Origin of the sequence: Mycolicibacterium parafortuitum, assembly GCF_010725485.1 — a bacterium.
Taxonomy (GTDB): Bacteria; Actinomycetota; Actinomycetes; order Mycobacteriales; family Mycobacteriaceae; genus Mycobacterium.
On the sequence record NZ_AP022598.1, the window covers coordinates 270169 to 294732 of the forward strand.

General features: G+C 68.7%; 29 protein-coding genes. 8 read left to right on the forward strand and 21 right to left on the reverse strand.

Annotation, left to right across the window (positions count from 1 at the left end):
* The 13 genes from NTM_RS01260 to NTM_RS01320 all read right to left on the reverse strand — a co-directional run bounded on the left by NTM_RS01260 (position 1) and on the right by NTM_RS01320 (position 9291).
* Positions 1–1899, reverse strand: a complete 1899-nt coding sequence (locus tag NTM_RS01260) for a cellulose biosynthesis cyclic di-GMP-binding regulatory protein BcsB (protein ID WP_163765196.1) — start codon at positions 1897–1899, stop codon at positions 1–3.
* 112 nt (positions 1900–2011) lie between these two features.
* Positions 2012–2320 (reverse strand): 30S ribosomal protein S17, encoded by a 309-nt coding sequence (gene rpsQ, locus NTM_RS01265; RefSeq protein ID WP_083144927.1) that lies wholly within the window; start codon positions 2318–2320, stop codon positions 2012–2014.
* Entirely contained in the window at positions 2320–2553 is a 234-nt protein-coding gene (rpmC, locus tag NTM_RS01270) for a 50S ribosomal protein L29 (RefSeq protein ID WP_083144926.1), read from the reverse strand. Before rpmC ends, rpsQ begins: the two co-directional genes overlap by 1 nt.
* The gene (gene rplP, locus NTM_RS01275) at positions 2553–2969 is read right to left on the reverse strand and encodes a 50S ribosomal protein L16 (protein WP_104862892.1); all 417 of its coding nucleotides are present in this window, start codon (positions 2967–2969) and stop codon (positions 2553–2555) included. Before rplP ends, rpmC begins: the two co-directional genes overlap by 1 nt.
* Positions 2970–2971: 2 nt before the next feature.
* Complete coding sequence (rpsC, locus tag NTM_RS01280) at positions 2972–3793, reverse strand: 30S ribosomal protein S3 (protein WP_104862891.1); 822 nt, start codon at positions 3791–3793, stop codon at positions 2972–2974.
* Positions 3793–4236: a 50S ribosomal protein L22 gene (gene rplV, locus NTM_RS01285; protein WP_163765197.1), complete on the reverse strand. Its 444-nt coding sequence runs from the start codon at positions 4234–4236 to the stop codon at positions 3793–3795. The genes rpsC and rplV overlap by 1 nt, the downstream gene beginning before the upstream one ends.
* A gap of 2 nt (positions 4237–4238) precedes the next feature.
* Entirely contained in the window at positions 4239–4520 is a 282-nt protein-coding gene (gene rpsS / locus NTM_RS01290; protein ID WP_010908582.1) for a 30S ribosomal protein S19, read from the reverse strand.
* 12 nt (positions 4521–4532) lie between these two features.
* A complete protein-coding gene (gene rplB, locus NTM_RS01295) occupies positions 4533–5369 on the reverse strand; it encodes a 50S ribosomal protein L2 (protein WP_104862889.1) in 837 nt (278 codons plus the stop codon).
* A 35-nt stretch (positions 5370–5404) separates the two neighbouring features.
* Positions 5405–5707 (reverse strand): 50S ribosomal protein L23, encoded by a 303-nt coding sequence (rplW, locus tag NTM_RS01300; RefSeq protein WP_104862888.1) that lies wholly within the window; start codon positions 5705–5707, stop codon positions 5405–5407.
* On the reverse strand, positions 5707–6387 hold the full coding sequence (rplD, locus tag NTM_RS01305) for a 50S ribosomal protein L4 (RefSeq protein WP_163765198.1): 681 nt from the start codon (positions 6385–6387) through the stop codon (positions 5707–5709). The genes rplW and rplD overlap by 1 nt, the downstream gene beginning before the upstream one ends.
* Complete coding sequence (gene rplC / locus NTM_RS01310; protein ID WP_104862886.1) at positions 6387–7064, reverse strand: 50S ribosomal protein L3; 678 nt, start codon at positions 7062–7064, stop codon at positions 6387–6389. The genes rplD and rplC overlap by 1 nt, the downstream gene beginning before the upstream one ends.
* Positions 7065–7079: 15 nt before the next feature.
* On the reverse strand, positions 7080–7385 hold the full coding sequence (gene rpsJ / locus NTM_RS01315; protein WP_003883485.1) for a 30S ribosomal protein S10: 306 nt from the start codon (positions 7383–7385) through the stop codon (positions 7080–7082).
* Between the two features lie 304 nt (positions 7386–7689).
* The gene (locus NTM_RS01320; protein ID WP_163765199.1) at positions 7690–9291 is read right to left on the reverse strand and encodes a carboxylesterase/lipase family protein; all 1602 of its coding nucleotides are present in this window, start codon (positions 9289–9291) and stop codon (positions 7690–7692) included.
* 71 nt (positions 9292–9362) lie between these two features.
* Between NTM_RS01320 and NTM_RS01325 the strand changes: the two genes are divergently transcribed.
* Together NTM_RS01325 and NTM_RS01330 are read left to right on the forward strand one after the other, a co-directional pair.
* Entirely contained in the window at positions 9363–10613 is a 1251-nt protein-coding gene (locus tag NTM_RS01325) for a cytochrome P450 (RefSeq protein ID WP_104862884.1), read from the forward strand.
* Between the two features lie 80 nt (positions 10614–10693).
* On the forward strand, positions 10694–11956 hold the full coding sequence (locus NTM_RS01330; RefSeq protein ID WP_104862883.1) for a cytochrome P450: 1263 nt from the start codon (positions 10694–10696) through the stop codon (positions 11954–11956).
* Here NTM_RS01330 and NTM_RS01335 read toward each other — a convergent pair.
* Entirely contained in the window at positions 11922–12554 is a 633-nt protein-coding gene (locus NTM_RS01335; RefSeq protein WP_163765200.1) for a TetR/AcrR family transcriptional regulator, read from the reverse strand. The genes NTM_RS01330 and NTM_RS01335 overlap by 35 nt on opposite strands.
* Before the next feature lie 95 nt (positions 12555–12649).
* Here NTM_RS01335 and NTM_RS01340 point away from each other — a divergent pair, with 95 nt between their 5' ends.
* Together NTM_RS01340 and NTM_RS01345 are read left to right on the forward strand one after the other, a co-directional pair.
* Positions 12650–14338, forward strand: coding sequence for an MFS transporter (locus NTM_RS01340; RefSeq protein WP_163765201.1), 1689 nt, complete (start codon positions 12650–12652; stop codon positions 14336–14338).
* Positions 14262–14882 (forward strand): aspartate/glutamate racemase family protein, encoded by a 621-nt coding sequence (locus NTM_RS01345; RefSeq protein WP_232079881.1) that lies wholly within the window; start codon positions 14262–14264, stop codon positions 14880–14882. Before NTM_RS01340 ends, NTM_RS01345 begins: the two co-directional genes overlap by 77 nt.
* Here NTM_RS01345 and mftG read toward each other — a convergent pair.
* From mftG to mftA, 7 genes are all read right to left on the reverse strand, one after another.
* A complete protein-coding gene (gene mftG / locus NTM_RS01350; protein ID WP_163765203.1) occupies positions 14866–16278 on the reverse strand; it encodes a mycofactocin dehydrogenase MftG in 1413 nt (470 codons plus the stop codon). The genes NTM_RS01345 and mftG overlap by 17 nt on opposite strands.
* Positions 16275–17687, reverse strand: a complete 1413-nt coding sequence (mftF, locus tag NTM_RS01355; RefSeq protein ID WP_163765204.1) for a mycofactocin biosynthesis glycosyltransferase MftF — start codon at positions 17685–17687, stop codon at positions 16275–16277. Before mftF ends, mftG begins: the two co-directional genes overlap by 4 nt.
* Positions 17684–18451, reverse strand: a complete 768-nt coding sequence (gene mftE / locus NTM_RS01360) for a mycofactocin biosynthesis peptidyl-dipeptidase MftE (RefSeq protein ID WP_163765205.1) — start codon at positions 18449–18451, stop codon at positions 17684–17686. Before mftE ends, mftF begins: the two co-directional genes overlap by 4 nt.
* Positions 18452–18553: 102 nt before the next feature.
* Positions 18554–19729, reverse strand: a complete 1176-nt coding sequence (gene mftD / locus NTM_RS01365) for a pre-mycofactocin synthase MftD (RefSeq protein ID WP_163765206.1) — start codon at positions 19727–19729, stop codon at positions 18554–18556.
* Between the two features lie 8 nt (positions 19730–19737).
* The gene (gene mftC / locus NTM_RS01370) at positions 19738–20973 is read right to left on the reverse strand and encodes a mycofactocin radical SAM maturase (RefSeq protein WP_104862875.1); all 1236 of its coding nucleotides are present in this window, start codon (positions 20971–20973) and stop codon (positions 19738–19740) included.
* Entirely contained in the window at positions 20970–21269 is a 300-nt protein-coding gene (gene mftB, locus NTM_RS01375; protein WP_163765207.1) for a mycofactocin biosynthesis chaperone MftB, read from the reverse strand. The genes mftC and mftB overlap by 4 nt, the downstream gene beginning before the upstream one ends.
* A gap of 2 nt (positions 21270–21271) precedes the next feature.
* Positions 21272–21364: a mycofactocin precursor MftA gene (mftA, locus tag NTM_RS01380; protein ID WP_083144905.1), complete on the reverse strand. Its 93-nt coding sequence runs from the start codon at positions 21362–21364 to the stop codon at positions 21272–21274.
* A 104-nt stretch (positions 21365–21468) separates the two neighbouring features.
* Between mftA and mftR the strand changes: the two genes are divergently transcribed.
* The 4 genes from mftR to NTM_RS01400 are packed head-to-tail and all read left to right on the forward strand — an operon-like array spanning position 21469 to position 24548.
* Positions 21469–22059, forward strand: a complete 591-nt coding sequence (mftR, locus tag NTM_RS01385) for a mycofactocin system transcriptional regulator MftR (RefSeq protein WP_163765208.1) — start codon at positions 21469–21471, stop codon at positions 22057–22059.
* A gap of 1 nt (position 22060) precedes the next feature.
* Positions 22061–22708, forward strand: a complete 648-nt coding sequence (locus NTM_RS01390) for a sensor domain-containing protein (protein WP_163765209.1) — start codon at positions 22061–22063, stop codon at positions 22706–22708.
* Between the two features lie 44 nt (positions 22709–22752).
* On the forward strand, positions 22753–23274 hold the full coding sequence (locus tag NTM_RS01395; RefSeq protein ID WP_104862871.1) for an RNA polymerase sigma factor: 522 nt from the start codon (positions 22753–22755) through the stop codon (positions 23272–23274).
* Complete coding sequence (locus NTM_RS01400; RefSeq protein ID WP_163765210.1) at positions 23271–24548, forward strand: VOC family protein; 1278 nt, start codon at positions 23271–23273, stop codon at positions 24546–24548. Before NTM_RS01395 ends, NTM_RS01400 begins: the two co-directional genes overlap by 4 nt.
* Positions 24549–24564: the final 16 nt, after the last annotated feature.

Sequence of the window (24564 nt, forward strand, 5' to 3'; positions counted from 1 at the left end):
TCACCCTCGTCGCCGGCGCAGCAGCAGTGCCCCGGTGACCACCGCCGCGGCGAAGACACCCGCGGCCACCCAGATCAGCACGGTGCCACCGCTCCCGGAATCCCGCGTCGCGGCCTGCGCCGAGGCGACCGGGGCCGGGACCGTCACCGGGGCGCGGCCGGGTGACGAGATGACCGCGCTCCCGTAGAGCCGCGGCCAGCGCGCGGGGTCCTCGTCGAGCCAGCGCAGCAATTGGTCGAGCTGACGCGGCGCCCCGTTGGAGGTCGCGACCAGCAGAGACCGGCTACCGTCGAAGACCGACTGAAGCGCTCCGAACCCGACGGCCGGATCGAGGCGCAGTGTCACAGGGGCACCCGACGGGTCCGCCCCCTCGACTGTGAGCCCATCGTCTGACACCGAGACCGGCAGGGTGATGTCGTCGCGGTCCCAGCCGTCGGCAGCGATCAGCACCGCCGGGCCACCGCTGTCGACGGCCTGCTGGAGACCGACGACCGCCGTATCGATGGGCAGCGCGCTGAGGCGCTGCAGCCCCGTCATGATCGACACGGCTCGCGCCGTATCGGCGTAACGGTCGTCGCCGATCCCGATTTCGACGCGGGGCATCAACGCCTGCGGCAGCGACTGCAGCCCGGGTGGCACAGGAGGCGTGGCCGGGGCGCTCTGCACCGTGCTCTCACCGTCGATGGACAGGGTGAGCGGCTGGAACTCGCCGCAGCGCCCGGTGTTGCCGGTGATGTCGACGGCGACTTCGAGGTTGGTGAACCGCTGGAGCAGGCGGTCGGGGATGTCGACCCAGTGGTCGATGACGCCGTCTCGGCCGGCGACCCACCGGTCGAAGGACTCGCCACCGGTCCGGACGACGACCTGGGCGCCGATGTTCTCCGGCACCGGGGTGTAGGACCCGACCAGGTGAACCCGGACGTTGTGGGCCGACCTGCCCAACCGGGTCTGATCGATGCCGAAGACCACGCGCGGGGCCAGCGCCTCCGTCGTCAACTCGTTCTCGCCGAGTTCACGCAACGTGGTCGTGTCACCGGGAAGCTGCGGGGCATCGCGCAACGGCCCCACCACGGCCCGGGTGCTGATCGCCAGCCGGCGCAGGTCACTGGCGAGCAGCCGGGTTTGATTGGCCAGTTCGGCTGCCGGACCCGAGATCAGCAGCACCGGGATCCCCGGGCCGCCCTGCAGCGACAGCCCGCTGTCGGGTCCCTCGGTGATCGCGATCCGCCGCTCGAAGGGGGCCGACTCGGCGGCAGGCAGCACCTGCCCGCGCGGCAATGCGGCGATCTGCACCCCGGTGTTCTGCTGCCGATACCGGGAGGTCACCGCGGTGGCCAACCGCACCGCGGCATCGGACTCCGCCTGCGACGGGTCCGGCGGGACGGCGATAGTCAGCGTGCGCAGGACCGGAGGCAGGAAGTCGGCGACCGCGGCAGGCACGGATTCGACCCCGGCGAACTCGACCGCGCCGTCGACGAGCCGCAACGGATTACTCGGGTCCAGGCAGTATCCGTCCAGCGGAAGGAGATACGCGTTGATGGTGATCGTGACCGCGTTCTCGACCACGACCACGCCGTCGAGCGGGATCCGCACCGGGCCCCGCGGCAGCAGCGGCACGTCCAGCTGCGCGATGGTGCGCCGATCCTGGACCACGGTGACGGCCGCCGACCGCAGGAAGACCGGGAGCTCCAGCGTCGCGTCCAGTGCGGTCGGGGTCATGCCCGGCGGCACCGGGAAGGTCACGGTGGTGGTTCCGGCCTGACCGTAGAACTCCAGCGGGCCCGCCGATCCCAGCTCATCGAAGGTGACGGGAACGGCCCGCGCGGGCGGTGCAGACGACGCGACGACCGGCATCAGCACGGCGCACACTGCCAAAAAGCACGCCCCCACCCACCGCATACGGAAATGTTACGTGGATCACACCGGGCCCGTCGGGCGCGGCGCAATTCGGATAACAAACACCGCTGCCCACCGCGCGAAGCGGTGGGCAGCCGGATGAAAGCAGGGCCGGTTACTTGGCCTTTTCGAGCACCTCGACGAGACGCCAGCGCTTGGTGGCCGACGTCGGGCGGGTCTCCATCAGCGAGACGCGGTCGCCGACACCGGCGTCGCCGTTCTCGTCGTGGGCCTTGACCTTCGTCGTGGTCCGGATGATCTTGCCGTACAGCGGGTGGCTCTTACGCGACTCGAGCTCGACGACGATCGTCTTCTGCATCTTGTCCGACACGACATAGCCGATGGCGGTCTTGCGACGGCCGCGCGGCTTCTCGGTCCGCGGGGTGTGCGCCGGACCCTTCGATCCAGCCTGAGTGTCTGCCATTACGAATCCTCACCTCCGGGTCCGGCGGCCAGACCCAGCTCACGTTCACGCAGCACGGTGTACACGCGCGCAATTTCCTGCCGCACGGTGCGAAGCCGGCGGTTGTTGGCAAGCTGGCCGGTCGCCATCTGGAAGCGCAGGTTGAACAGCTCTTCCTTCGACTCGCGGAGCTTGTCGGTCAGTTCGTCGTCGCTGAGCTCACGCAGTTCACCGGTGGTGGTTCCGACAGCCATCAGAACTGCTCCTCTCTTGTGACGATGCGTGCCTTGATCGGCAGCTTGTGGATGGCACGAGTCAGGGCTTCCCGGGCGATCTTCTCGTCCGGGTAGCTGAGCTCGAACAGGACACGGCCGGGCTTGACGTTGGCGACCCACCATTCCGGCGAACCCTTACCCGAACCCATACGGGTCTCGGCGGGCTTCTTGGTCAGCGGGCGGTCCGGGAAGATGTTGATCCACACCTTGCCGCCACGCTTGATGTGCCGGTTGATGGCGATACGAGCGGACTCGATCTGCCGGTTGGTGATGTAGGCATGGCCCAGGGCCTGGATGCCGTAGTCACCGAAGCTCACCTCGGTGCCGCCGCTGGCGATGCCGCGCTGCTTCGGGTGGTGTTGCTTGCGGTGCTTGACCTTACGAGGAATCAGCATTTTCAGCTCTCCGTTTTCTCAGCGGCACCGGCCGCGGCGTCGGCCGCGGCGGGCGCCTCACCGGTGGCGGCGCGCCCCGCGTCGGTGCTCGTCGCGGTGGTACCCGACGCGCCGCTGCGGCGGGGACGGGTGCCGGACGGACGCTCACGACGCGGACGGTCTGCGGCGGGTGCCGCAGCGGACAGCTCGCGCTTGCCACCGACGATGTCGCCCTTGTAGATCCACACCTTCACACCGATCCGGCCGAAGGTGGTCTTGGCCTCGTAGAGGCCGTAGTCGATGTCGGCGCGCAGCGTGTGCAGCGGCACCCGACCTTCGCGGTAGAACTCCGAGCGGCTCATCTCGGCGCCGCCGAGGCGGCCGGAGCACTGCACCCGGATGCCCTTGACGTTCGGCTGACGCATCGCCGACTGGATCGCCTTGCGCATCGCGCGGCGGAACGCCACACGGTTGCTCAGCTGCTCGGCGACACCCTGGGCGACCAGCTGCGCCTGGCTCTCGGGGTTCTTCACCTCGAGGATGTTCAGCTGGACCTGCTTGCCGGTCAGCTTCTCCAGGTCGGCGCGGATGCGGTCGGCCTCGGTGCCGCGGCGGCCGATCACGATGCCGGGACGCGCGGTGTGGATGTCCACCCGGACGCGGTCACGCGTGCGCTCGATCTCGACGTCGGCGATGCCGGCGCGCTCCAGGCCGGTGGCCAGCAGCTTGCGGATCGCCACATCTTCCTTGATGTAGTCCGCGTACTGCTTGTCGGCGTACCAGCGGGACTTCCAGTCAGTGGTGATGCCGAGACGGAAGCCGTGCGGGTTGATCTTCTGGCCCACTACTCCGAGCCCTCCTTCTTGCTGGCAGCCTTGCTGGCCTGGGCACGACGTGCACGCGCAGCGCTCGCGGACGCACCTTGCTTCTTGGCGGGACGACTTTCCACGATCACCGTGATGTGGCTGGTGCGCTTGCGGATCCGGAAGGCGCGGCCCTGGGCACGCGGCCGGATGCGCTTGGCGGTCGGCCCCTCGTCGGCGTAGACCGTCGCGACCACCAGGGTCGACGGGTCCAGGCCCTCGTTGTTCTGCGCGTTGGCCGCGGCACTGGCGATCACCTTGGCGACCGGCTCGCTGGCGGCCTGCGGAGCCCAGCGGAGGATGTCGAGGGCTTCCTCGACGCTCTTCCCCCGGACCAGGTTGATCACGCGACGCGCCTTGGTCGGCGAGATGCGCACGAAGCGCGCCTTCGCCTGCGCGGACGGATATTGAATCGCTGTTGTCATCTCTAGCGCCTCTTGGCCTTCCGGTCATCCTTGATGTGACCCTTGAAGGTGCGGGTGGGGGCGAACTCGCCCAGCTTGTGCCCGACCATCGCCTCGGTGACGAACACCGGGACGTGCTTGCGACCGTCGTGGACGGCGAAGGTGTGACCGATGAAGTCGGGGATGATCGTGGACCGACGGGACCAGGTCTTGATGACCTGCTTGGTGTTCTTCTCGTTCTGGACGTCGACCTTCTTGAGCAGATGGTCGTCGACGAACGGGCCCTTCTTCAGGCTGCGTGGCATCGCTATTTACTCCTAGCGCTTCTTGCCGGTGCGCCGGCGACGGACGATGAGCTTGTCGCTCGCCTTGTTCGGCTTGCGAGTGCGGCCCTCGGGCTTACCCCACGGGCTCACCGGGTGGCGACCGCCGGAGGTCTTACCCTCACCGCCGCCGTGCGGGTGGTCGACCGGGTTCATCACGACGCCACGGACGGTCGGGCGCTTGCCCTTCCACCGCATACGGCCGGCCTTACCCCAGTTGATGTTGGCCTGCTCGGCGTTGCCGACCTCGCCGACGGTGGCGCGGCAGCGCACGTCGACGCGGCGGATCTCGCCGGAGGGCATACGCAGCGAGGCGTAGGTGCCTTCCTTACCCAGCAGCTGGATCGACGCACCGGCCGAGCGCGCCATCTTGGCACCGCCACCGGGACGCAGCTCCACGGCGTGGATCAGCGTGCCTGCGGGGATGTTGCGCAGCGGCAGGTTGTTGCCCGGCTTGATGTCGGCGTTGGCGCCCGACTCGACGATCGCACCCTGCTTCAGACCCTGGGGGGCGATGATGTAGCGCTTCTCGCCGTCCAGGTAGTGCAGCAGCGCGATGTTCGCGGTGCGGTTCGGGTCGTACTCGATGTGCGCGACCTTGGCGTTGACGCCGTCCTTGTCGTGGCGACGGAAGTCGATCACGCGGTAGGCGCGCTTGTGGCCACCACCCTTGTGACGGGTCGTGATGCGGCCGTGGGCGTTGCGCCCACCCTTGCCGTGCAGCGGGCGGACCAACGACTTCTCCGGATGATCACGGGTGATCTCGGCGAAGTCGGAGACGCTCGAACCGCGACGGCCCGGGGTCGTCGGCTTGTACTTGCGAATAGCCATCTTCTACTCAGTCCTGTTCTTGTCGTGTCCGGCGATCAGGCCGGCGCTCCGAACAGATCGATGGGCTTGCTTCCGGCGGCCAGCGTGACGATGGCGCGCTTGGTGCCCTTGCGCTGGCCGTAGCCAGTGCGGGTGCGCTTGCGCTTGCCCGGTCGGTTGGCGGTGTTCACCGAGTCGACCTTGACCTTGAAGATCTTCTCGATGGCGATCTTGATCTGGGTCTTGTTCGAGTCCGGGTGCACGATGAACGTGTACACGTTGTCCTCGATCAGGGCGTAGGACTTCTCCGAGATCACCGGGGACAGGATGATGTCGCGGGGATCGGTCACGTTTGCCATCAGGCCGACACCTCCTCAGTCTTGGTGTTCGCAGCGATGTACGCGTTCAGGGCCTCGACGCTGAAGACCACGTCGTCGGCCTTGAGGACGTCGTAGGTGTTCAGCTGGTCCGGCGAGATCACGTGCACACCGGCGAGGTTGCGCACGCTCAGCGCGCTGGTCTCGTCGGCACGGCCGATCACGACCAGCACCCGGTTCTTCTCGACCTCGCGGTCGGCCAGCAGCGTCGACAGGAACGCCTTGGCGCTCTTGGTCGACGGGGTCTGGCCCTCGACGACCTCGGTGATCGCGTGGATCCGGTCGTTGCGCGCCCGATCCGACAGCGCACCGCGCAGCGCGGCGGCGATCATCTTCTTCGGGGTGCGCTGGCTGTAGTCACGCGGCTGCGGGCCGTGCACGATGCCACCGCCGGTGAACTGAGGCGCACGGGTCGAACCCTGGCGGGCCCGGCCGGTGCCCTTCTGCCGGTACGGCTTCTTGCCGCCGCCGGAGACCTCACCACGGGTCTTGGTCGAGTGCGTGCCCTGACGCTTGGCGGCCAGCTGCGCGTTCACCACCTGGTGCATCAACGCGATGTTGGGCTCCACGTCGAACAGCGCGGCGGGCAGCGAGACGCTGCCGTCCTTCTTGCCTGCCGGCGTCAGTACCGGGATTTCTCGATTGTTCTCGCCTGTAGCCATTACTTTTCGCCTCGCTTGATTGCGCTGCGGACAACCACCAGTCCACCGTTACGGCCGGGGATGGCGCCCTTGATCAGCAGCACGCCGTTCTCGGCGTCGACCTTGTGCACCTTGAGGTTCTGGGTCGTGACGCGGTCGTGGCCCATCCGGCCCGACATGCGGGTGCCCTTGAAGACGCGACCCGGGGTGGCGCAGCCACCGATCGAGCCGGGCCGACGGTGCACGGCCTGCGCGCCGTGGCTGGCGCCCTGGCCCCTGAAACCGTGGCGCTTCATGGTGCCGGCGAAGCCCTTGCCCTTGCTGGTGCCGGTCACGTCGACGTACGCGCCGTCGGCGAAGATCTCCGCGGTCAGCTCCTGGCCGACCTCGTAGGCAGCCGCTGCTTCTTCGCTGTCGAGCCGGAGCTCGGCGAGGTGGCGGCGCGGGTTGACACCGGCGGCCGCGAACTGACCCGTGACGGGCTTGTTCACCTTGCGGGGGCTGATCTCGCCGTAGGCGAGCTGCACGGCGCTGTAGCCGTCACGCTCCGGGGTCCGGATGCGCGTCACAACGTTGGGCCCGGCCTTGACGACCGTCACCGGCACGACCTTGTTGTTCTCATCGAACACCTGCGTCATGCCCAGCTTGGTGCCCAGAATGCCGCGGCGCGGAGCGGCGGATTTGCTATCGCTAGCCATTTCTCGGGAATTCCTTTACTGGATGTTGACGTCGACGCTGGCCGGCAGATCGATGCGCATCAGAGCGTCAACGGTCTTGGGCGTCGGGTCGAGGATGTCGATCAGCCGCTTGTGCGTACGCATCTCGAAGTGCTCCCGCGAGTCCTTGTACTTATGCGGGGACCGGATGACGCAGTACACGTTCTTCTCGGTCGGCAGCGGCACCGGGCCGACAACGCTGGCTCCCGTCCGGGTGACCGTCTCGACGATCTTGCGCGCAGAGGCGTCAATCGCCTCATGGTCGTAGGCCTTGAGCCTGATGCGGATCTTTTGTCCCGCCACGCTTCTCCTACCTCACTACTAACGGGCCCACGGTGTCCATGAAATATCCATGGGCCTGGCTGTGCCGCCGCTGTTTACCTGTCTGTGGTTCACCGACCCCCGCGGTCGGGCGTGTCGCCGTACGCATACTCGTCCGCGGCGCAGAATCGTCACGATCGAGGTGGGGGACCGGATGCGTCCCGGAGGACGCTGGTCGCATGCCCGTGCCGGCCCGGCGCAATCACACACCGTCCCGGCTCAAGGCAACCCGAACAGTATGCCTCAGATCCCGGCCTGCTCCAAATCCCTGGTGGACGGCTCGCGACTACCGCAGACCGTCCCAGAACGCGCATCGATGGTCGGCGCCGTAGTCGCCGGTCATGCGGCTGCCGTCGGGTCGCAGAGACATCACCCGGCCCTCGGGCCCGAACTCGGCCCAGTCGGGTTGACCGTCGGCGCGGGGCGCCCCGGCCCGCACGAAGGCCGACCAGTAGTCGACCATCTGCTCACCGAGTCTGACCTGCGCGGGGTTCGGCGGCGGCGCTCCCCCGACGTCGAACAGATAGCGCAACTCCAGGGAGTGGCTCGCCCCGACCGGGAACGGCAGGTTCCGCAGCGGATCGGGCGTCGGCGGAGAGCGGTCGTCGAACTCGTAGAAGTACACACCGGCACCGGCACGGGCACCCAGGTCACGCGCCCAGCGCGCGCCGCCGCATGCGAGCACACCGTCGGTGACCGTGGCCGCGTAGGCGAGCGCGACGTTCGGGAACGCGCTGAGCGGATAGTGGGCCTGCACGGCCGCCGCGTCGGCGCCGAAGGTGTCGGCCAGCAGCCCCGGATACTCGGCGGGCTCATAGTCCTTGCCCGCGCGTAGGTGCTGCAGGGCGACGAACAGTGTCCACTCGTCACGGGTCGTTCCGATCAGCACCGGGACGCCGGCCGCGGCACCGGCGGCGAACGCGTCGGGCGGGGCCACGGGCAGTGCGGCGGACCCGGTGACCGGACCGCTGAGCTGGTCGGCGCCGATGCCGTAGTACCAGACGGGGGTGCGCAACGCGTTCGCGTCGAGTGCGCGCAGGCACTGCGCGGCCTCGGGGCCCGCGCATCCCGCGTCGGCGGCGTAGGTGATGCTGCGCTGCTCGGCCTCGGGGAGCCCGACCTGGGCCTGACACAGCGCGCTCATCATGATCGCCGCGTCGAACAGCCCCTTCGAGCCGGGCGCGACGAGGTGGTCGCAGACCGACATCGCCCCGGCGGACTCCCCGGCGATCGTCACCCTGGCCGGGTCTCCCCCGAAGTCGGCGATGTTGTCGCGAACCCAGCGCAGCGCGGCCTGCTGGTCGGCGAGGCCGTAATTGCCGGCCTCGCCCGGCTGCCCGAGCGCCGGGTGCGCCAGGAAGCCGAGCGCTCCCAGCCGGTAGTTGATGGTGACGACGACGATGTCACCGCGGGACACCAGCCGGGCGCTGTCGTAGATACCGCCGCTGCCGGCGACGAACGAGCCGCCGTGGATCCACACCATGACGGGCTTGGGTTCGCGCGGTTCGTCGCCCCCGTCGGCCACCGGCGGGGTCCACACGTTCAGCGACAGGCAGTCCTCGTCGGTCTGTTTGCCGAGTTCGATGTCGCCCTCGAGGGGTTGCATGCACCGCGGGCCGAACGTGGTCGCGTCGCGGACGCCGTCCCAGGCCGGCGCCGGCTGCGGGTCGCGCCAGCGCAGATCACCGAGAGGCGGTGCGGCATAAGGGATTCCGGCGAACAGGCGGTAATCGTCGGCCACCACACCGCGCAGCATCCCCGCCGCGGTCCGCACCAGCGCGGGATCCGGGGGCGGCTCACCCGCCGATTCGGGGCCGCCCGCCCCGCCGCGCCCGCAGGCAGCCACCACCAGCAGTGTGACGAGCAGCACGATCCCCCGGAAGATCATGATTTACGACAGTAGCGCCCGTCACATATGCTTCACTTGACACCCGTCAAGTTTCTTTCGAGTGAGGGCACATGAGCACGCCGGTTATCGACGACGCAGCGAAGGTATTGGCCGAACCCCGGGCCTATGCGGATGAGCCGCGGTTGCACGCAGCACTTGCGCATCTGCGGGCGAACGCCCCGGTGTCCTACGTGGACGTGCCCGACTACTACCCGTTCTGGGCCGTCACGAAGCACGCCGACGTGATGGCGATCGAGCGCGCCAACGACCTGTGGATCAACGAGCCCCGGCCGATGCTGAACACCAAGGCGACCGACGACCTGGCCGCGGCCAACCTCGCCAACGGCGGCGGCCTGCGCACGCTGATCCACATGGACGACCCGCTGCACCGCGACATCCGCAAGATCGGCGCGGACTGGTTCCGCCCCAAGGCGATGCGGGCCCTCAAGGAGCGGGTGGACGAACTGGCCAAGCGTTACGTCGACCGGATGGTCGAGATCGGCCCGGAGTGCGACTTCGTCCAAGAGGTCGCGGTCAACTTCCCGCTGTACGTGATCCTGTCGCTGCTCGGCCTGCCCGAGTCGGACTTCAGCCGCATGCTCAAGCTCACCCAGGAGATGTTCGGCGGCGACGACGACGAGCTGAGCCGCGGCAAGAGCGCCGAGGAACTGCACGAGGTCATCACCGACTTCTTCCGCTACTTCACCAAGCTGACCGCCGACCGCCGGGAGAACCCGACCGAGGATCTGGCGTCGGCGATCGCCAACGCCAAGCTCGACGGCGAGTACCTCAACGACATCGACTGCCTGTCGTACTACGTGATCGTCGCCAGCGCCGGCCACGACACCACCAGCGCGGCGATCTCGGGCGGGCTGCTGGCGCTGATCGAGAACCAGGACCAGCTGGCGCGGCTGAAGGCCGACCCGAGCCTGATGGGCACCGCGGTCGAGGAGATCATCCGCTGGACCGCGCCGGTCAAGGAGTTCATGCGCACCGCCACCGCCGACACAGAGGTGCGCGGCGTGCCGATCAAGAAGGGCGAGGCGGTGCTGCTGTCCTACGTGTCGGCGAACCGGGACGAGGAGATTTTCGAGAACCCGATGAGCTTCGACGTCGGCCGCGATCCGAACAAGCACCTGTCGTTCGGCTACGGCGTGCACTTCTGCCTCGGCGCCGCGCTGGCCCGGATGGAGATCAACAGCTTCTTCTCCGAGCTTGTCCCGCGGTTGAAGTCCATCGAACTCGCCGGCGAGCCGGACTTCATCTCGACGATCTTCGTCGGCGGCCTCAAGCACCTGCCGATCCGCTACGAGTTGGCCTGACCCACACCCTCGGGCGGGTAGTGGCGCCGATCACATAAGCTGTTCTTTGACACTTGTCAACACAGCTTGTGAGGAGCGCAATGGGCACACCGACGATCGACCGGCCTTCGCAGGAAGCGGCCAAGGTGCTCGCCGATCCGACGGCATACGCCGACGACAAGCGGTTACACACGGCCTTGGCCCACCTGCGTGCCGACGAGCCCGTCGCATGGGTCGACCACGGTCCGTACCGGCCGTTCTGGGCGATCACCAAGCACGCCGACATCATGGCGATCGAGCGCGCCAACGACCTGTTCCTGTCCGCCCCCCGCCCGCTGCTGGTGACCGCCGAGGCCGACGACCTCGGCAAGTCCCAGCAGGAGGCGGGCATCGGGCTGCGCACGCTGATCCACATGGACGACCCGCACCACCGCAAGGTGCGGGCCATCGGCGCCGACTGGTTCCGCCCCAAGGCGATGCGCGATCTGAAGGTGCGCGTCGACGAGCTCGCCAAGCGCTACGTCGACCGGATGCGCGACATCGGCCCGGAGTGCGATTTCGTCACCGACATCGCGGTGAACTTCCCGCTGTACGTGATCCTGTCGCTGCTCGGGCTGCCCGAGGAGGACTTCGGCCGGATGCACATGCTGACCCAGGAGATGTTCGGCGGCGACGACGACGAGTACAAGCGCGGCACCACTCCCGAGGAGCAGCTGGCCGTGCTGACCGACTTCTTCAACTACTTCGCGGCGCTGACCGCGTCGCGGCGGGAGCATCCGACCGACGACCTCGCCTCGGCGATCGCCAACGGCCTCGTCGACGGTGAGCCGATGTCGGACATGGACACGCTGTCCTACTACGTGATCGTGGCCAGTGCGGGACACGACACCACCAAGGACGCGATCTCCGGCGGCCTGCACGCGCTGATCGAGAACCCCGACCAGCTCGCGCGGCTGAAGAACGATCCCGGGCTGATGGGAACCGCGGTCGAGGAGATGATCCGGTGGACCACACCGGTCAAGGAGTTCATGCGCACCGCGGCCGAGGACACCACGGTGCGCGGCGTGCCGATCGCCAAGGGCGAGTCGGTGTACCTGGCGTACGTGTCGGGCAACCGCGACGAGGAGGTCTTCGCCGACCCGTTCGCGTTCGACGTCGGGCGCGACCCGAACAAGCACCTGTCGTTCGGTTACGGCGTGCACTTCTGCCTGGGTGCCGCGCTGGCCCGGATGGAGATGAACAGCCTGTTCACCGAGCTGCTGCCGCGACTGGAGTCGATCGAGTCGGCTGGTCCGGCCGAGCTTTCGGCGACGACGTTCGTCGGCGGCCTCAAGCACCTGCCTGTTCGGTACTCGCTGCGCTGAACGTGCGCAGGAACCCGTCGACCGCGGCGACGGCGACGGCCCGGTAGTCGAAGTCGGCCAGCGTGCTGATCCGGCCGAACGCCAGCGGGCCGATCAACAGCGCGAACGCCATCGTGCGGTCGACCGGGCGCAGTGCCGCGGCGGCCTCAGGGCTGTCGAACACCGCGTCGAACGGCGCCGAGTAATGCTCGGCGATGTGCTCACGCAGCGAGCGCACCCCCGTGCCGTGCTGCGCCCCGGCGTCGGGAAGCGTGTCGATGTCGGGGCCCAACGACAGCCAGGCCATCGCGGTCAGCGTGGTCGGCGCCTCGGCGATCGATTCGGCCCACCCCACCACCACCGCGATCAGCCGCTCGCGCAGAGGGCCGTCCTCCGGCGGCATCGGCGGCGGCGAGATCAAACCCATGAACGCGGCGGCCACCAGGTCGTTCGCGCTCGGGAAATGGCGATACAGCGTGGCGCGCGCGACGTTGGCCTTGCGGGTGACCGCCTCGATCGTCACCGCGCCGGGCCCGCCGGTGCGCAGCAGTGTGGTCGCGGCGTCGAGGAGCCGTGCCCGCGAGCGGGCCGGCCGTGGGTCGCCGGTGGTGGCCGCCATGGGTTTCCTTCACCTCCCGACAGGGAACAAGACTGACGGTCTTACTGCGAGACTGTTAGTCTCGAAACTACGCCCTGCTGAAACGAGACGCCGACATGGTCGACACCTCCTCACGCTCTGCCCAGGATATCGACGTCGCCGTCACCGCCCTGTCGAAACGCCGCCGGATCTGGCTGCTCACCGTCGCCAGCCTCGACGTGCTGATGGTGATCGCGTCGATGGTGGCGCTCAACGCGGCCTTGCCCGACATCGCGGTGCACACCTCGGCCACCCAGAGCCAGCTCACCTGGATCGTCGATGGTTACACGCTGGCGCTGGCGTGCCTGCTGCTGCCGGCGGGCGCCCTCGGCGACCGGTACGGCAGGCGGGGCGCGCTGCTGGCCGGTCTGGCGATCTTCGCGCTGGCGTCGATCGCCCCGGTGCTGCTCGACAGTCCGATGCAGATCATCGTCGCCCGCGCGGTTGCGGGCGTCGGGGCTGCACTGGTGATGCCGGCGACGCTGTCACTGCTGACCGCGGCGTTCCCGAAATCCGAGCGCAACAAGGCCGTCGGCATCTGGGCCGGCGTCTCGGGCTCGGGTGCGGTGGTCGGCTTCCTCGGCACCGGCGTGCTCTTGCACTTCTTCTCGTGGCACTCGATCTTCTACATGTTCGCCGCCGGCGCCGCGCTGATGTTCGTGACCACGTTCACCATCGGCTCGTCGCGGGACGAGACCGCGGCGCCGATCGACTGGGTCGGTGCGGCGCTGATCGCCTCGGCCATCGCGATCTTCGTCCTCGGCGTGGTCGAGGCACCTGTGCGCGGGTGGACCGATCCGATCGTGTTGGGCGCCATGGCCGGCGGGGTGGCGCTCGGCGCGGGGTTCTCGTGGGTGCAGTTGCGCCGGGAACACCCGCTGCTCGACGTGCGACTGTTCCGGCGGCCCGATTTCGCGACCGGCGCCGTCGGCATCACGTTCCTGTTCCTGGCCAACTTCGGCTTCTTCTTCGTCGAGATGCAGTTCATGCAGCTGGTGATGGGCTACAGCGCGCTGCAGACCGCATTCGCGCTGACCCCGTTGGCAATCCCGGTTCTCGTCCTCGGCGCGACCCTGCATTTGTACCTGCCGAAGGTGGGCCTGCGCTTCGCGGTCAGCGTCGGCCTGGCCCTGATCGCCGTCGGACTGCTGTGCATGCGGCTCCTGGACGCCGACTCCACCTACATCGATCTGATGTGGCCGATGCTGATCACCGCATCGGGCATCGGGTTGTGCACGGCACCAACGACTTCGGCGATCATGAACGCGGTGCCCGACGAGAAGCAGGGCGTCGCTTCCGCGGTCAACGACGCCACCCGGGAGGTCGGCGCGGCGGTCGGTATCGCGGTGGCCGGCTCGATCGTGGCGGCGGTCTATCAGAGCGCGCTGGCGCCGAAACTGGCCGACTTCCCCGCCGAGGTGCGTGACACCGCGACCGATTCACTGGCCTACGCACTCTCGATCGCCGACCAGTTGGGCCCACTGGGCGCCCGGTTGACCACCCTCGCCGAGGACGCGTTCATGCACGCGACCAGCCAGGCGCTGCTGGTACTCGCTTTGGTGCTGATCGCCGGATCGGTGTTCGCCGCGGTGTGGTCACCGGGTCGCGACGGTCAGCAGTGGGCGGTGATCCGCCGTAGGCTTTCCCATCGTGCGCCTGCTACTGGTCAACCCGAACACCACCGCGTCGATGACGGCGGCGATCGCGGCCGGTGCGTCGGCAGTGGCACGGGCAGACACCGTCGTCGAGGCGATCAATCCGACTGACGGACCGCCTGCCATCGAGAACGCCGACGACGAAAAGCGCTGTATCCCCGGCCTTCTGGATGTGCTGAGAACGGCACGGCTGCGCCCCGCCGGGCAGCGCCCCGACGCGTGTGTGGTGGCATGCTTCGGCGATCCCGGCCTCGAGGAGGCCCGCGCCGCGCTCGACGTCCCGGTGCTCGGGATCGCCCAGGCCGCGATGCATGCCGCCGCGCTGGTCGCGGGCGGCTTCTCGGTCGTCACGTCGATGTCGGCGACGATCGAACGCGCCTGGCAGCTGGCCGAGGACTACACGCCGAACCACTGCCTCGGCGTTTATGCGTGCGATATCCCGGTCCTGCGCATCGACGCCGACCCGACCACGATCGAACCGATCGGTGACCTGTGCACGCAGGCGCTGGAGCGCGACGAGAGTGCGGCCATCGTGCTCGGCTGCGCGGCGATGGCGCCCTACGCCGCGCAGCTGACGCGCCGGCTCGGCGTGCCGGTGATCGACGGTGTCGCCGCCGCGACGGTGCTGGCCGAGGCGCTCACCTCGTTGCGCTGACGAACTCGGCGGCCCGGTGCCCCGCCATCACGATGGTCGCATGCGGCCCGCGACTGGGGATGTCGGGCAGTATCGACCCGTCCACCACCCACAGGTTTTCCACGCCGAACACCCGGCAGCGCTCGTCGACCACCTCGCCCATCTTCGCGGTTCCGCACAGGTGTTGCGACGTCGCCCACGAGGCATCGGATTGCACTGTGCTGCCGGCCAATTCCCTCGCCAGTTGCGTCCCGGTGTGCAACAGGTCGACGTCGGCGGGCGCACTGTCGTAGTGGTACTCGATCAGAGGTGCGGCGTCCGGGTCGGCGGAGGTGATGCTCACCCGCCCCCGCGACTGCGGCCTCATCAGCGTCACACCGAGGTGCGGCTGGTCGGTCGGATCGTGTTTGCCACCGGTCATCATCGCCTCGAATCCGACGGTATAGGGCCGGATCTCAACGCCGTCGTCGGTGGTCAGCACCGCTTCCAGCGGCGGCACGTCGTGCGTCGGCGGCCAGCTCACCGGCAGCACCCACTCCGGATGGTCGATCGTGTCGACGCCCACGGGCAGATCCAGGTGCGTCCGGACCCCGGCGGCGCGCAACACCCGCTGCGGCCCGACGCCGGAGAGCAGAAGTAGCCGGGCTGTCTCGATCGCACCCGCGCACAACACCACCCGGTCCGCCGACAGCGTCACCGGGCCGTCGGGGCCCGAGCAGAGCACACCGCTCACCCGGGTGCCGGCGAACTCCAGCCGCAGCACTCTGGTGTCGGTCAGCACGCTGACGTTCGGGCGTCCCACCGCAGGCGCCAGGTACGCGCCACCGGGCCCGACGCGGGTGCCGCCGTCGATGTTCAGCGGGACCGCCCCGACCCCAGACGGCACCGGTCGATCGGCGGTGGCGCCGTTGAGATCCTCGACCCAGCCGAAGCCGGCGTCACGGGCGGACTGCACGAACGCCGCTGTGCAACCGTCGAACTCGGTGACGCGCCGCACGGTGATCGGGCCGCCCGTGCCGTGTACCGGGGTGTCGAAGTCCAGATCGGTTTCGATGGCGCGGAAGTGCGGGAGCACGTCGTCCCAGGCCCAGCCGGGTATCCCCCACGCGTCGATGTCGCTCGGCAGCGCGCGGCAGAAGTAGCCTCCGTTGACCGCACCGGAGCCGCCGACCACCGCGCCGCGCATGATGTGGGCGTGGCGTACCGGATCGTCGGTCAGCGCGGCACGATACCGGTGCACCACCGAGCTCGCGGCGCCGATCGGCAGCCGCAGCGCATCCTGGATCTGCGCGGCCACACGCGGATCGTCGGGGCCGGGACCGGCCTCGAGCACGGTGACCTGGACGCCCTCGTCGGCCGAGAGACGTTCTGCGAGCACCGATCCCGCACTGCCCGCACCGACGATCAGGACTCTCAAGTCCGGATCTGCGGCTTCAGGGCGCCGGCGTGCCGCTCGCGGACGACACCGGTCCACAGGCCCAGCCCGTACGCGATGTCGTCGATCCGCTTGAGCACCAGGTAGGTCGGCAGTCCGACGCGTTTGGTGTCCTCGTCGGCGTGGCCGCTGCGCGCGATCCAGTCGATGACCCCGTCGAGCACCGCCGCCACCACCACCACGCGTCTGCACCGTTTCGACAGCACCGCGGCGACCAGAGCGAGCGGCCAATAGTGCCTGCAGATCGCCGACGCCAGCTGTACCGCGGCCGACCCGATGCCGTGGGCGGCGACGACAGCCACCTCCAGCGGCTCGGTCTGCACGTTCGACAAGGATTTCGCGATCCGCCGCCCCGTCAGCGCCGCCACCAGGATCGAGGCCAGATAGCCGGTTCCCGATCCGATCGCGACGAGGGTCCACACCACCAGGGTCCAGCCCGAGATCACCAGCGGGGCGGTCTTGCCGGGGTGCCGGATCGTCAGCGGAGCCGCGGACGCACCGTAGAAGGACTTGCGCGCGAACCACTTTCGCAACTCGGTGCGATGATCGTGGGCGACCGTCGCGATCGGCTCGTAGCGCAGTCGGGCACCGGATTCGTTGAGCCGCCAGCACAGGTCGACGTCCTCACCGGAGGTCAGCGTTTCGTCGAACCCGCCGATGTCGAGCAGTGCGCCGCGCCGGCAGATGATCGCCGCGCTCGGCACGTACGACACGGAGCCGAAAGGGATCACCGGGGCCTCGCGCAGCCCGAGGTCGAGCGACGACCGCACCGCCTCGTACCGCGCCACCACGTTGTCGGACTGTTCCAGCCCGACGATCCGCGGCGCCACCAGCGAGACCGCCGGGTCGCAGAAGTGGCCGAGCAACGCTTCCAGCCAGCCCTTGCGCGGGACCACGTCGGAGTCGAGGAATGCGACGAAGTCGGTGGTGCACACCGCCAGACCGGCGTTGCGGGCAGCGGCCGGGCCTTTGCTGCGCGGAATACGGACGATCCGCACGTCGCAGCAGGTGTCCTCGAAGTCGCTGTCGCGCACCGGTCTGCTCGAGCCGTCGTCGACGACGACGACCTTGAGGCCCCGCAGCGTCGAGACCAGGCGAGTGAGCCCGGAATGGTTGTCGCGCACCGGGATAATGATGGTGACGTCCCGATGCGAAGGCCCGCTCAGCGGTCTGGGGTGGGCGACGGTGGCATCGAGCAGCGTGCGCGCCAGCTGGGCGCTGACGGCGTCGCGCACCTCGAGGCGCCCGCCGTGCAGCATCGTCTGGGCGGCCGGGGCCAACCGGAGCAGCCGGGTCGGCGTGCCGCCGAGCAGCGCCGCACCCTCGCCGAGCACACGCACCCGCCGGTCCACCTGGACGGCGAAACCGTCGGGAAGCCGCGGCCCCGTCATGTCAGCATCCCCCCGCTGTCAGGCGCCCATCGGAGGACGCGTCCAGCACAGGCGTCGACCATTTCGGCAAAGATCCTCCCCCCTTCGTCCGCGGTCGCCGTGGTGGGGTCCCCCAAGACCCCCAGCGAACTCACCGCAGCCACTCCCCCTCGGAGCATCTGCGGCATCAGCTCCGAGAGCGGAGCCCGGTTTCCCGGGACCCGCTCGTCCTGCCGGACGACGTCCGGCGAAAGGTGGAGCAATACCGACGTTTCGGTGTGGCCGGCGTGTGCGTCGGCGTTGCGCGCCGGACACGGACACCATGCCACGTCGCGCCCCTCGTAGCGCAGCAGCGTGACCGCTCGGCGCAGCGCCTCGACATTACCCCCGTGACCGTTGACGAACAGCACCCGCGGTGCCCACCGGCACGCCGACCGGGCGAATTCGATGAGCAGTTCCGCCAGTACCGGTGTGCCGATCGAGACCGTGCCCGCGAAACCCTCGTGCTCACCGCTGGCGCCGTACGCGACGGCCGGGGCGATCACCCAGTGCGCTGCGCCTTTCGCGGCGCCTTTCGCGGAGTCGGTGGCGCTCAACCGCGCGACGACGGCGTCGGCGACCGCGGCCGCGATGCGGGTGTCGGTGTCCAACGGCAGGTGGGGTCCGTGCTGCTCGGTGGAACCGACCGGGACCACCACGGTGGGCGCTGCGTCGTTCAGCTGCCTCGACGTCGAGTTCCCGAGCTCACGGGGGAAGACCACGCGACGATGGTAGGCCGAATTCACCTGGTATGCGCCAATTGTTGGCGCATGCGTAGCGGTTGATTTCCCATCCACGATGTGCATCGCGGCCGGGGATTCACGTCAGCCCCCTTGGCCACGTCCGTATCAGGCTCCCAGGGTCCGGGTGAACCCTTCGGGCACCAGAATGTCTTCCGGCGTCAAATCGTGGATCGAGGACTTGCCGAGCCCGCGCAGCGCCGAGTCGATGCCACCGCTGAGGATGTCGAGGACGTTCTCCACACCGGCCTGACCGTTGGCCGCCAGACCCCACAGGTAGGCCCGGCCGATCATCACCGCGCGCGCGCCCAGAGCAACGGCCTTCACGACGTCGCTGCCGCGCCGGACGCCGCCGTCCAGCAAAACCTCGACCTGATCGCCGACCGCATCGGCGATGGCGGGCAGGCACCGGATCGCCGCCGGGGTGCCGTCCAGGTTGTTGCCGCCGTGGTTGGACACCGTCAGGGCCGAAACGCCGGCATCCACAGCACGTTTGGCGTCGTCGACCCGGACGACTCCCTTGAGCAGGAACGGCCCACCCCACTGCTCGCGCAGCCATGCGACGTCTTCCCAGGTCGGCGGCGGCGTACCCATCCATTCGCCGTAGGCCTGGAAGAACGTCGGGCCGGGTTCGCCCCGGCGGCCCTGGTTGGGCACCCGCAGGTCCGGCGGACGGAAGGTCTTGGCGAAACTGAAGAACCAGCTCGGCTTGGTGATGACCTCGGGCGACATCTTCAGGATGGTCTTGAGGTCCATCTGCTCGGGGATCTTGGGGCTGCCCCAGTCCCGGCCGTGCGAGAAGCTCCAGTCGGTGGTCAGGATCAGGCCCTTGGCGCCGGCGGCGCGGGCACGCTCCATCCGCGCCAGGATCTCGTCGCGGCTGCCCAGCCAGTAGATCTGGAAGAAGATCTTGTCGTTGACCGCAGTCACTTCTTCCATCGGCTTGCTGGCGAAGGACGACAGCCCCATCGCGGTGCCACGTGCCGCCGCGGCCCGTGCGACGGCGACCTCACCGTCGGGGTGGACGGCCTGAACGCCGGTCGGCGAGATGATGACCGGCAGCGAAATATCCTGCCCCATAACGGTTGTCGCCAGATCACGCTTCTCGGTGGCGCCGATGACGTGCGGCGCGAAGCCGAGTTCGCCGAACGCGTCGACGTTGTCGGAGACCGTCAGGCCTTTCTCGCTCGCCGAGATCAACGACGAGTATGCGGACTTGGGCAGCCGTTTCTTCGCCCGCTGCTGGGCGATGGCGACGGTCTCGAACCAGGTATCTCGTGCCATGGGGAGGTCTACACCGGACTTTCGTTACAGAATTTTTTCGGAGGCGCCCCGGCGCCGACCGGCTGCCGGGGAGGGGCGCTCAGCAGGGTGAGCGGGATCGGGCCTTTCGGCTTGTTGCGCCCGCCGGCGCGGGAGTGGTCCACGCTGGAGCGGGGCTTGTCGCGGTCGAGCGCCAGGGCGGGTTCGCCGTACCCCTGCACGCATTCGGGATCCGGGCCGTCCATCGGCAGGCCCGTGAAGAACTTGGCGGCCATGCAGCCGCCACGGCACGCGTCGTAGTGTCCGCAGCCGCTGCAGGCACCCGCCGACTGCGGTTCGCGCAGCTCGCGGAACAGCTCGGAGTGCTGCCACACCCCTTGGAATCCCGGCGCGTCCGGACCCGCGCCGGTCAGGACGTTGCCGGCCAGGAACTTGTCGTGGATCGCGAACGGGCACGCGTACACGTCACCGACCGGGTCGATCAGGCACACCACGCGACCGGCGCCGCACAGGTTCAGCCCCGCCAGCGCGCCGGGCTCACCGAGCCCGGACAGGTGGAAGAACGAGTCACCGGTGAGCACCCGCTCGCCGTGTGCGACCAGCCAGTTGTAGAGCTGCACCTGCTGATCGGCGGTCGGGTGCAGGTCGTCCCACACGTCGGCGCCGCGCCCCGACGGGCGCAGCCGGGTGATGCGCAGGGTGGCGCCGTAGTTGTCGGCCAGCGCCTTGAAATCGTCGAGCTGGTCGATGTTGTGGCGGGTCACCACGACGGAGATCTTGGCGTCTTTGAAGCCCGCCTCTTTGAGGTTCTCCAGCGCACGCACGGCCATGGCGAACGAGCCGGGGCCGCGCACCGCGTCGTTGACCTCGGCGGTCGCCCCGTCGAGGGAGATCTGCACGTCGACGTAGTCGCTGGCGGCCAGCTTCGCGGCGACCTTCTTGTCGATCCGGACGCCGTTGGTGGAGAACTTCACGCCGACGTGGTGTTCGGTGGCGTAGTCGACGAGCTCCCAGAAGTCGCTGCGGACGGTCGGTTCGCCGCCACCGATGTTCACGTAGAACACCTGCATGCGCTCAAGCTCGTCGATGATGTCCTTGCACTGCTGGGTGGACAGCTCGCGCGGGTCGCGCTTACCGGAGGACGACAGGCAGTGCACGCACGAGAGGTTGCACGCGTAGGTCAGTTCCCACGTCAGGCAGATCGGCGCGTCCAGACCGCGCTCGAACTGGTCGACCAAGCGGGGCACCGGCGCGGCGAGTGTCATGAGTCTGCTCCTGGGGCTGGGATGAGCATCTGCGACTGGACGAGCACGCCCAGCGCGTGGAAGTAGGGCGCCTGGTCGGAATCGTCGATTCCGGCGGCGCGGCAAGCGGAACGAGCGTCGGGGTGATCGGACAGCGAGTTGATCACCTCGACGATCGTCCGGTTCTTCAGAAACGACAGCTTGCGGGTCCCGAAGTGGTAGAGCAGGGCGCCGAACGGCTCCGGCCGCACGGCGACCTGCGGATGCAACCTCCAGTGCCGGTCGGCATCGAAGATGAGGGCGTTCGGCGCGGTCATGCTCAGTAGACCCCGCACATCCCGTCGATCGAGACTTCCTCGACCAGGCTCTCGGTCACCAGTTCGCCGGTCTCGACCTGCTGATTCTGATCCATCTGATCTGGCCTTTCTGCTGGTGCGACCCGGATAGGGTCTCGACATTTGTGACGTAGGTCGCCCACAATATGGCATCGAGTGCCGAAACGGAAGAGGGGTTGCGATGGGCGCCGGCAAGGCGCGGGTGGGACGCCGTCGATCGACGAGCTGGGAGCACATCAGCGACGTCGCGATCGACCTGTTCATGGAGCGCGGCTTCGACGACGTCAGCGTCGACGACGTGGCCGGTGCGGCCGGGATCGCGCGCAGGACGCTGTTCCGCTACTACCCGTCCAAAAGCGCGCTGCCGTGGGGCGACTTCGACGCCCACCTCGAGCACATGCGCGAGCTGCTGGCCGAGCTCGACCCGACGGTGCCGATCCGCGACGCGCTGCGTACCGCGCTGCTCGCGTTCAACGATTTCGACGACCCCGACCGGCACCGCCAGCGCATGCGACTGATCCTGGAAACCGAGGCGCTGCAGGCATATTCGATGACCATGTACGCCGGCTGGCGGGCTGTGGTGGCGAGGTTCGTCGCCGACCGGCTCGGGGTCGCGGACAGCGATCTGATACCCCAGACGGTGGCGTGGACGATGCTGGCGGTGTCGCTGTCGGCCTACGAGCACTGGCTGGAGGACGAGACGGTGAGCCTGCCCGCCTCGCTGGGTGAGGCATTCGACTTGCTCGCCTCCGGGCTGTCGGAAATCGGTTGAGATGAAACACTTCTGGTGGTTGGCCGCGCTGACGGCGATCGTCGCGACGCTGGGCTGCACCCGGGTCGTCGAGGAGCCCAGGCCCGTCCGGGCGTGGCCCGTCGCGCCGATCACCGCCGGCCAGGTCTCCGACGTGCTGAGCCCGAGGGCCAGCCGGGAGGCGGAGTCCAACCTGTTCTCCACGGTCGAACCGCAGCGCTGTGCCGGGTTGGCCCGGGAGGTGGATCCGCCGTTCCTGTTCGACATCGGGACCGTCCCGGCAGCGCACAGCGCCGGACAGTGGAACGGGGCCAACCGGTTCTCGATCCAGGAGATGGCGGCGGTGTACCCGGCCAACTTCGACGCGGCCGACGCGGTGGACGCGGTGAAGCGCACGCTGGGTGACTGCCGCGACGAACTGCTGACCGTCGTCACGATGCAGGACGAGACGCTGCACTTCGAGTCGATCCCGGCCGCCGAGCACGCGTCGCCGCAGATCGCGCTGTGGTCGATCACCAGCGCACGGCGGTCCTGCGACAACGCCTTCATCGCGGCCCACAACGCCGCGCTCGAGATCACCGCATGCGGTGATCTCAACGGATACGACGTGGCAGGCCTGGCCGACGAGGCCCTGGACCGGCTGAATCTGCTGGCGAACATGACGTCCTGAAGTTCGGGTGTCGGAGTTCGGGCCCGGGAGGCGACGATAAGGGTGTGAGCGCCGAACCGGATGGCGAGCATCCGCGGGCACTGCTCGCGCTGTACGACGAGGCCCTGCCCCAGGTGTACGGGTACTTCGTCAGGCGCTGTGGTGACCGCGGGACGGCCGAGGACCTGACGTCGGAGACCTTCCTGGCGGCGATGGATGCCGCCAGGAAGCCGGAACCACCGCCGCTGACGGTGCCGTGGCTGATCGGGGTGGCGCGCCACAAGCTGGCCGACCACTACCGGCGCAGGCACGACCGGGCGACGGTGCCGGTGGCCGAGATGCCCGAGCCGGACGATCCGGACGACACGTGGGATGCCCATCTGGACCGCATCGTCGCCGAGCAGGTGCTGGCGCGCCTGGCGTCGCAGCACCGGCTTGTGCTGGTGCTGCGGTACCTCGACAACCTGTCGGTGCCGGAGTGCGCCGAACTGCTCGGGCGCACGGTGCACGCGACGGAGGCGTTGTTGGTCCGGGCCCGGCGGGCGTTCCGAGAACAGTATCCGCGACCGGAAGGAGGACTGCCGTGATCGATCCGCTGGACGTGCTGCGCTCCGGCGACCTCCCGGTCGCACCGGATCCCGAGTTCGCGCGACGGCTGCGGGACCGGCTCGAGGCAGCGGCGAATCTGTTTGAGCAGCAACCTGATCGAACCCGAGGAGTGACGATGACCGGCACCGATGCGGCGATCGCGGAGCTCAACCGTCCCGCGGCCGCCCCCAGCTCAGCAGCCCTGCTCCCCTATCTGACCGTCGCCGACGCGCGGTCGGCCATCGAGTGGTACGGCGACGTGTTCGGCGCCGAGGTGGTCGGGCAGCCCGTCGAGATGGACGACGGCCGGATCGGGCACGCCGAACTCACCATGGCGGGGGCGACGGTGTACCTGGCCGACGAGTATCCCGAGATCGGATTGAGAGCCCCGTCGCCGCAGGCGGTTTCGGTAAGCCTGATGCTGGCGGTCGCGTCGACCGACGAGACGCTCGAACGTGCCCGCCGCAACGGAGCACACGTGCAGCGGGAGCCCTACGAGGACTACGGGGCGCGCAATGCGGCGCTGATCGACCCGTTCGGGCACCGGTGGATGCTCACCGGACCGGTCACCGGCGTCTCGATCCCGATCCGGCACGGCGACGTCGGGTTCGTCGCGGTGTGGACACCCGACGCGCAGCGGGCCGCGGCGTTCTACGGCCAGGTTCTGGGCTGGGTGTACGACCCGGCGACGCAGCGGGTCACCAATACCGGTCAGCGCATCGGCATCTACACGGTTGCGGGAAAGAACACGCTGTTCTGCTGCTATGCCGTGACGGACCTGGACGGCGCGCGGGAGAGCATCACGGCCGGCGGCGGCACCGTCGACGAGGTGACCGAGTTCGATTTCGGAAGCGTGATGGGTGCGAAGGATCCGTCGGGCCTCGACTTCGCGGTGTTTCGGCCCCGGCCCGACGAACCGAGGCCGTTGTTGAATGGTGATGGCCCCGGGGAGCTTTCGTACATCACGTACCAGGTGCCGGATTCGGCGGCGTTCCGGGCGTTCTACAGCCGGGTGCTGTTCTGGACGTTCGAGCCGGGTCGGATCGACGACGGATGGGCTGTGGTCGGATCGCACCCGATGGCCGGCGCCGCGGGTGGCAACCCGGAGGCGGTGACGGTGCCGATGTGGACCGTGGCCGATATCGACGAGGCGGTCGCCCGCGTCCGGGAAGCGGGCGGAACGGTGATCGAGGAACCGTCACAGCAGTCCTACGGGCGTTCGGCGTTGTGCACTGATGACCAGGGCGCGCGGTTCTACCTCGGCGAGTTCTGATCGACGGGGACTCGCG

Excerpts from the sequence above, each read along its gene's own strand:
- NTM_RS01260 (WP_163765196.1), bottom strand. The coding sequence starts at position 1,899 with ATGCGGTGGGTGGGGGCGTGCTTTTTGGCAGTGTGCGCCGTGCTGATG.
- rpsQ (WP_083144927.1), bottom strand. The coding sequence starts at position 2,320 with ATGGCAGACACTCAGGCTGGATCGAAGGGTCCGGCGCACACCCCGCGG.
- rpmC (WP_083144926.1), bottom strand. The coding sequence starts at position 2,553 with ATGGCTGTCGGAACCACCACCGGTGAACTGCGTGAGCTCAGCGACGAC.
- rplP (WP_104862892.1), bottom strand. The coding sequence starts at position 2,969 with ATGCTGATTCCTCGTAAGGTCAAGCACCGCAAGCAACACCACCCGAAG.
- rplV (WP_163765197.1), bottom strand. The coding sequence starts at position 4,236 with ATGACAACAGCGATTCAATATCCGTCCGCGCAGGCGAAGGCGCGCTTC.
- rpsS (WP_010908582.1), bottom strand. The coding sequence starts at position 4,520 with ATGCCACGCAGCCTGAAGAAGGGCCCGTTCGTCGACGACCATCTGCTC.
- rplB (WP_104862889.1), bottom strand. The coding sequence starts at position 5,369 with ATGGCTATTCGCAAGTACAAGCCGACGACCCCGGGCCGTCGCGGTTCG.
- rplW (WP_104862888.1), bottom strand. The coding sequence starts at position 5,707 with ATGGCAAACGTGACCGATCCCCGCGACATCATCCTGTCCCCGGTGATC.
- rplD (WP_163765198.1), bottom strand. The coding sequence starts at position 6,387 with ATGGCTACAGGCGAGAACAATCGAGAAATCCCGGTACTGACGCCGGCA.
- rplC (WP_104862886.1), bottom strand. The coding sequence starts at position 7,064 with ATGGCTAGCGATAGCAAATCCGCCGCTCCGCGCCGCGGCATTCTGGGC.
- NTM_RS01320 (WP_163765199.1), bottom strand. The coding sequence starts at position 9,291 with ATGATCTTCCGGGGGATCGTGCTGCTCGTCACACTGCTGGTGGTGGCT.
- NTM_RS01325 (WP_104862884.1), top strand. The coding sequence starts at position 9,363 with ATGAGCACGCCGGTTATCGACGACGCAGCGAAGGTATTGGCCGAACCC.
- NTM_RS01330 (WP_104862883.1), top strand. The coding sequence starts at position 10,694 with ATGGGCACACCGACGATCGACCGGCCTTCGCAGGAAGCGGCCAAGGTG.
- NTM_RS01335 (WP_163765200.1), bottom strand. The coding sequence starts at position 12,554 with ATGGCGGCCACCACCGGCGACCCACGGCCGGCCCGCTCGCGGGCACGG.
- NTM_RS01340 (WP_163765201.1), top strand. The coding sequence starts at position 12,650 with ATGGTCGACACCTCCTCACGCTCTGCCCAGGATATCGACGTCGCCGTC.
- NTM_RS01345 (WP_232079881.1), top strand. The coding sequence starts at position 14,262 with ATGACGGCGGCGATCGCGGCCGGTGCGTCGGCAGTGGCACGGGCAGAC.
- mftF (WP_163765204.1), bottom strand. The coding sequence starts at position 17,687 with ATGACGGGGCCGCGGCTTCCCGACGGTTTCGCCGTCCAGGTGGACCGG.
- mftD (WP_163765206.1), bottom strand. The coding sequence starts at position 19,729 with ATGGCACGAGATACCTGGTTCGAGACCGTCGCCATCGCCCAGCAGCGG.
- mftC (WP_104862875.1), bottom strand. The coding sequence starts at position 20,973 with ATGACACTCGCCGCGCCGGTGCCCCGCTTGGTCGACCAGTTCGAGCGC.
- mftB (WP_163765207.1), bottom strand. The coding sequence starts at position 21,269 with ATGACCGCGCCGAACGCCCTCATCTTCGATGCCGACCGGCACTGGAGG.
- mftA (WP_083144905.1), bottom strand. The coding sequence starts at position 21,364 with ATGGATCAGAATCAGCAGGTCGAGACCGGCGAACTGGTGACCGAGAGC.
- mftR (WP_163765208.1), top strand. The coding sequence starts at position 21,469 with ATGGGCGCCGGCAAGGCGCGGGTGGGACGCCGTCGATCGACGAGCTGG.
- NTM_RS01390 (WP_163765209.1), top strand. The coding sequence starts at position 22,061 with ATGAAACACTTCTGGTGGTTGGCCGCGCTGACGGCGATCGTCGCGACG.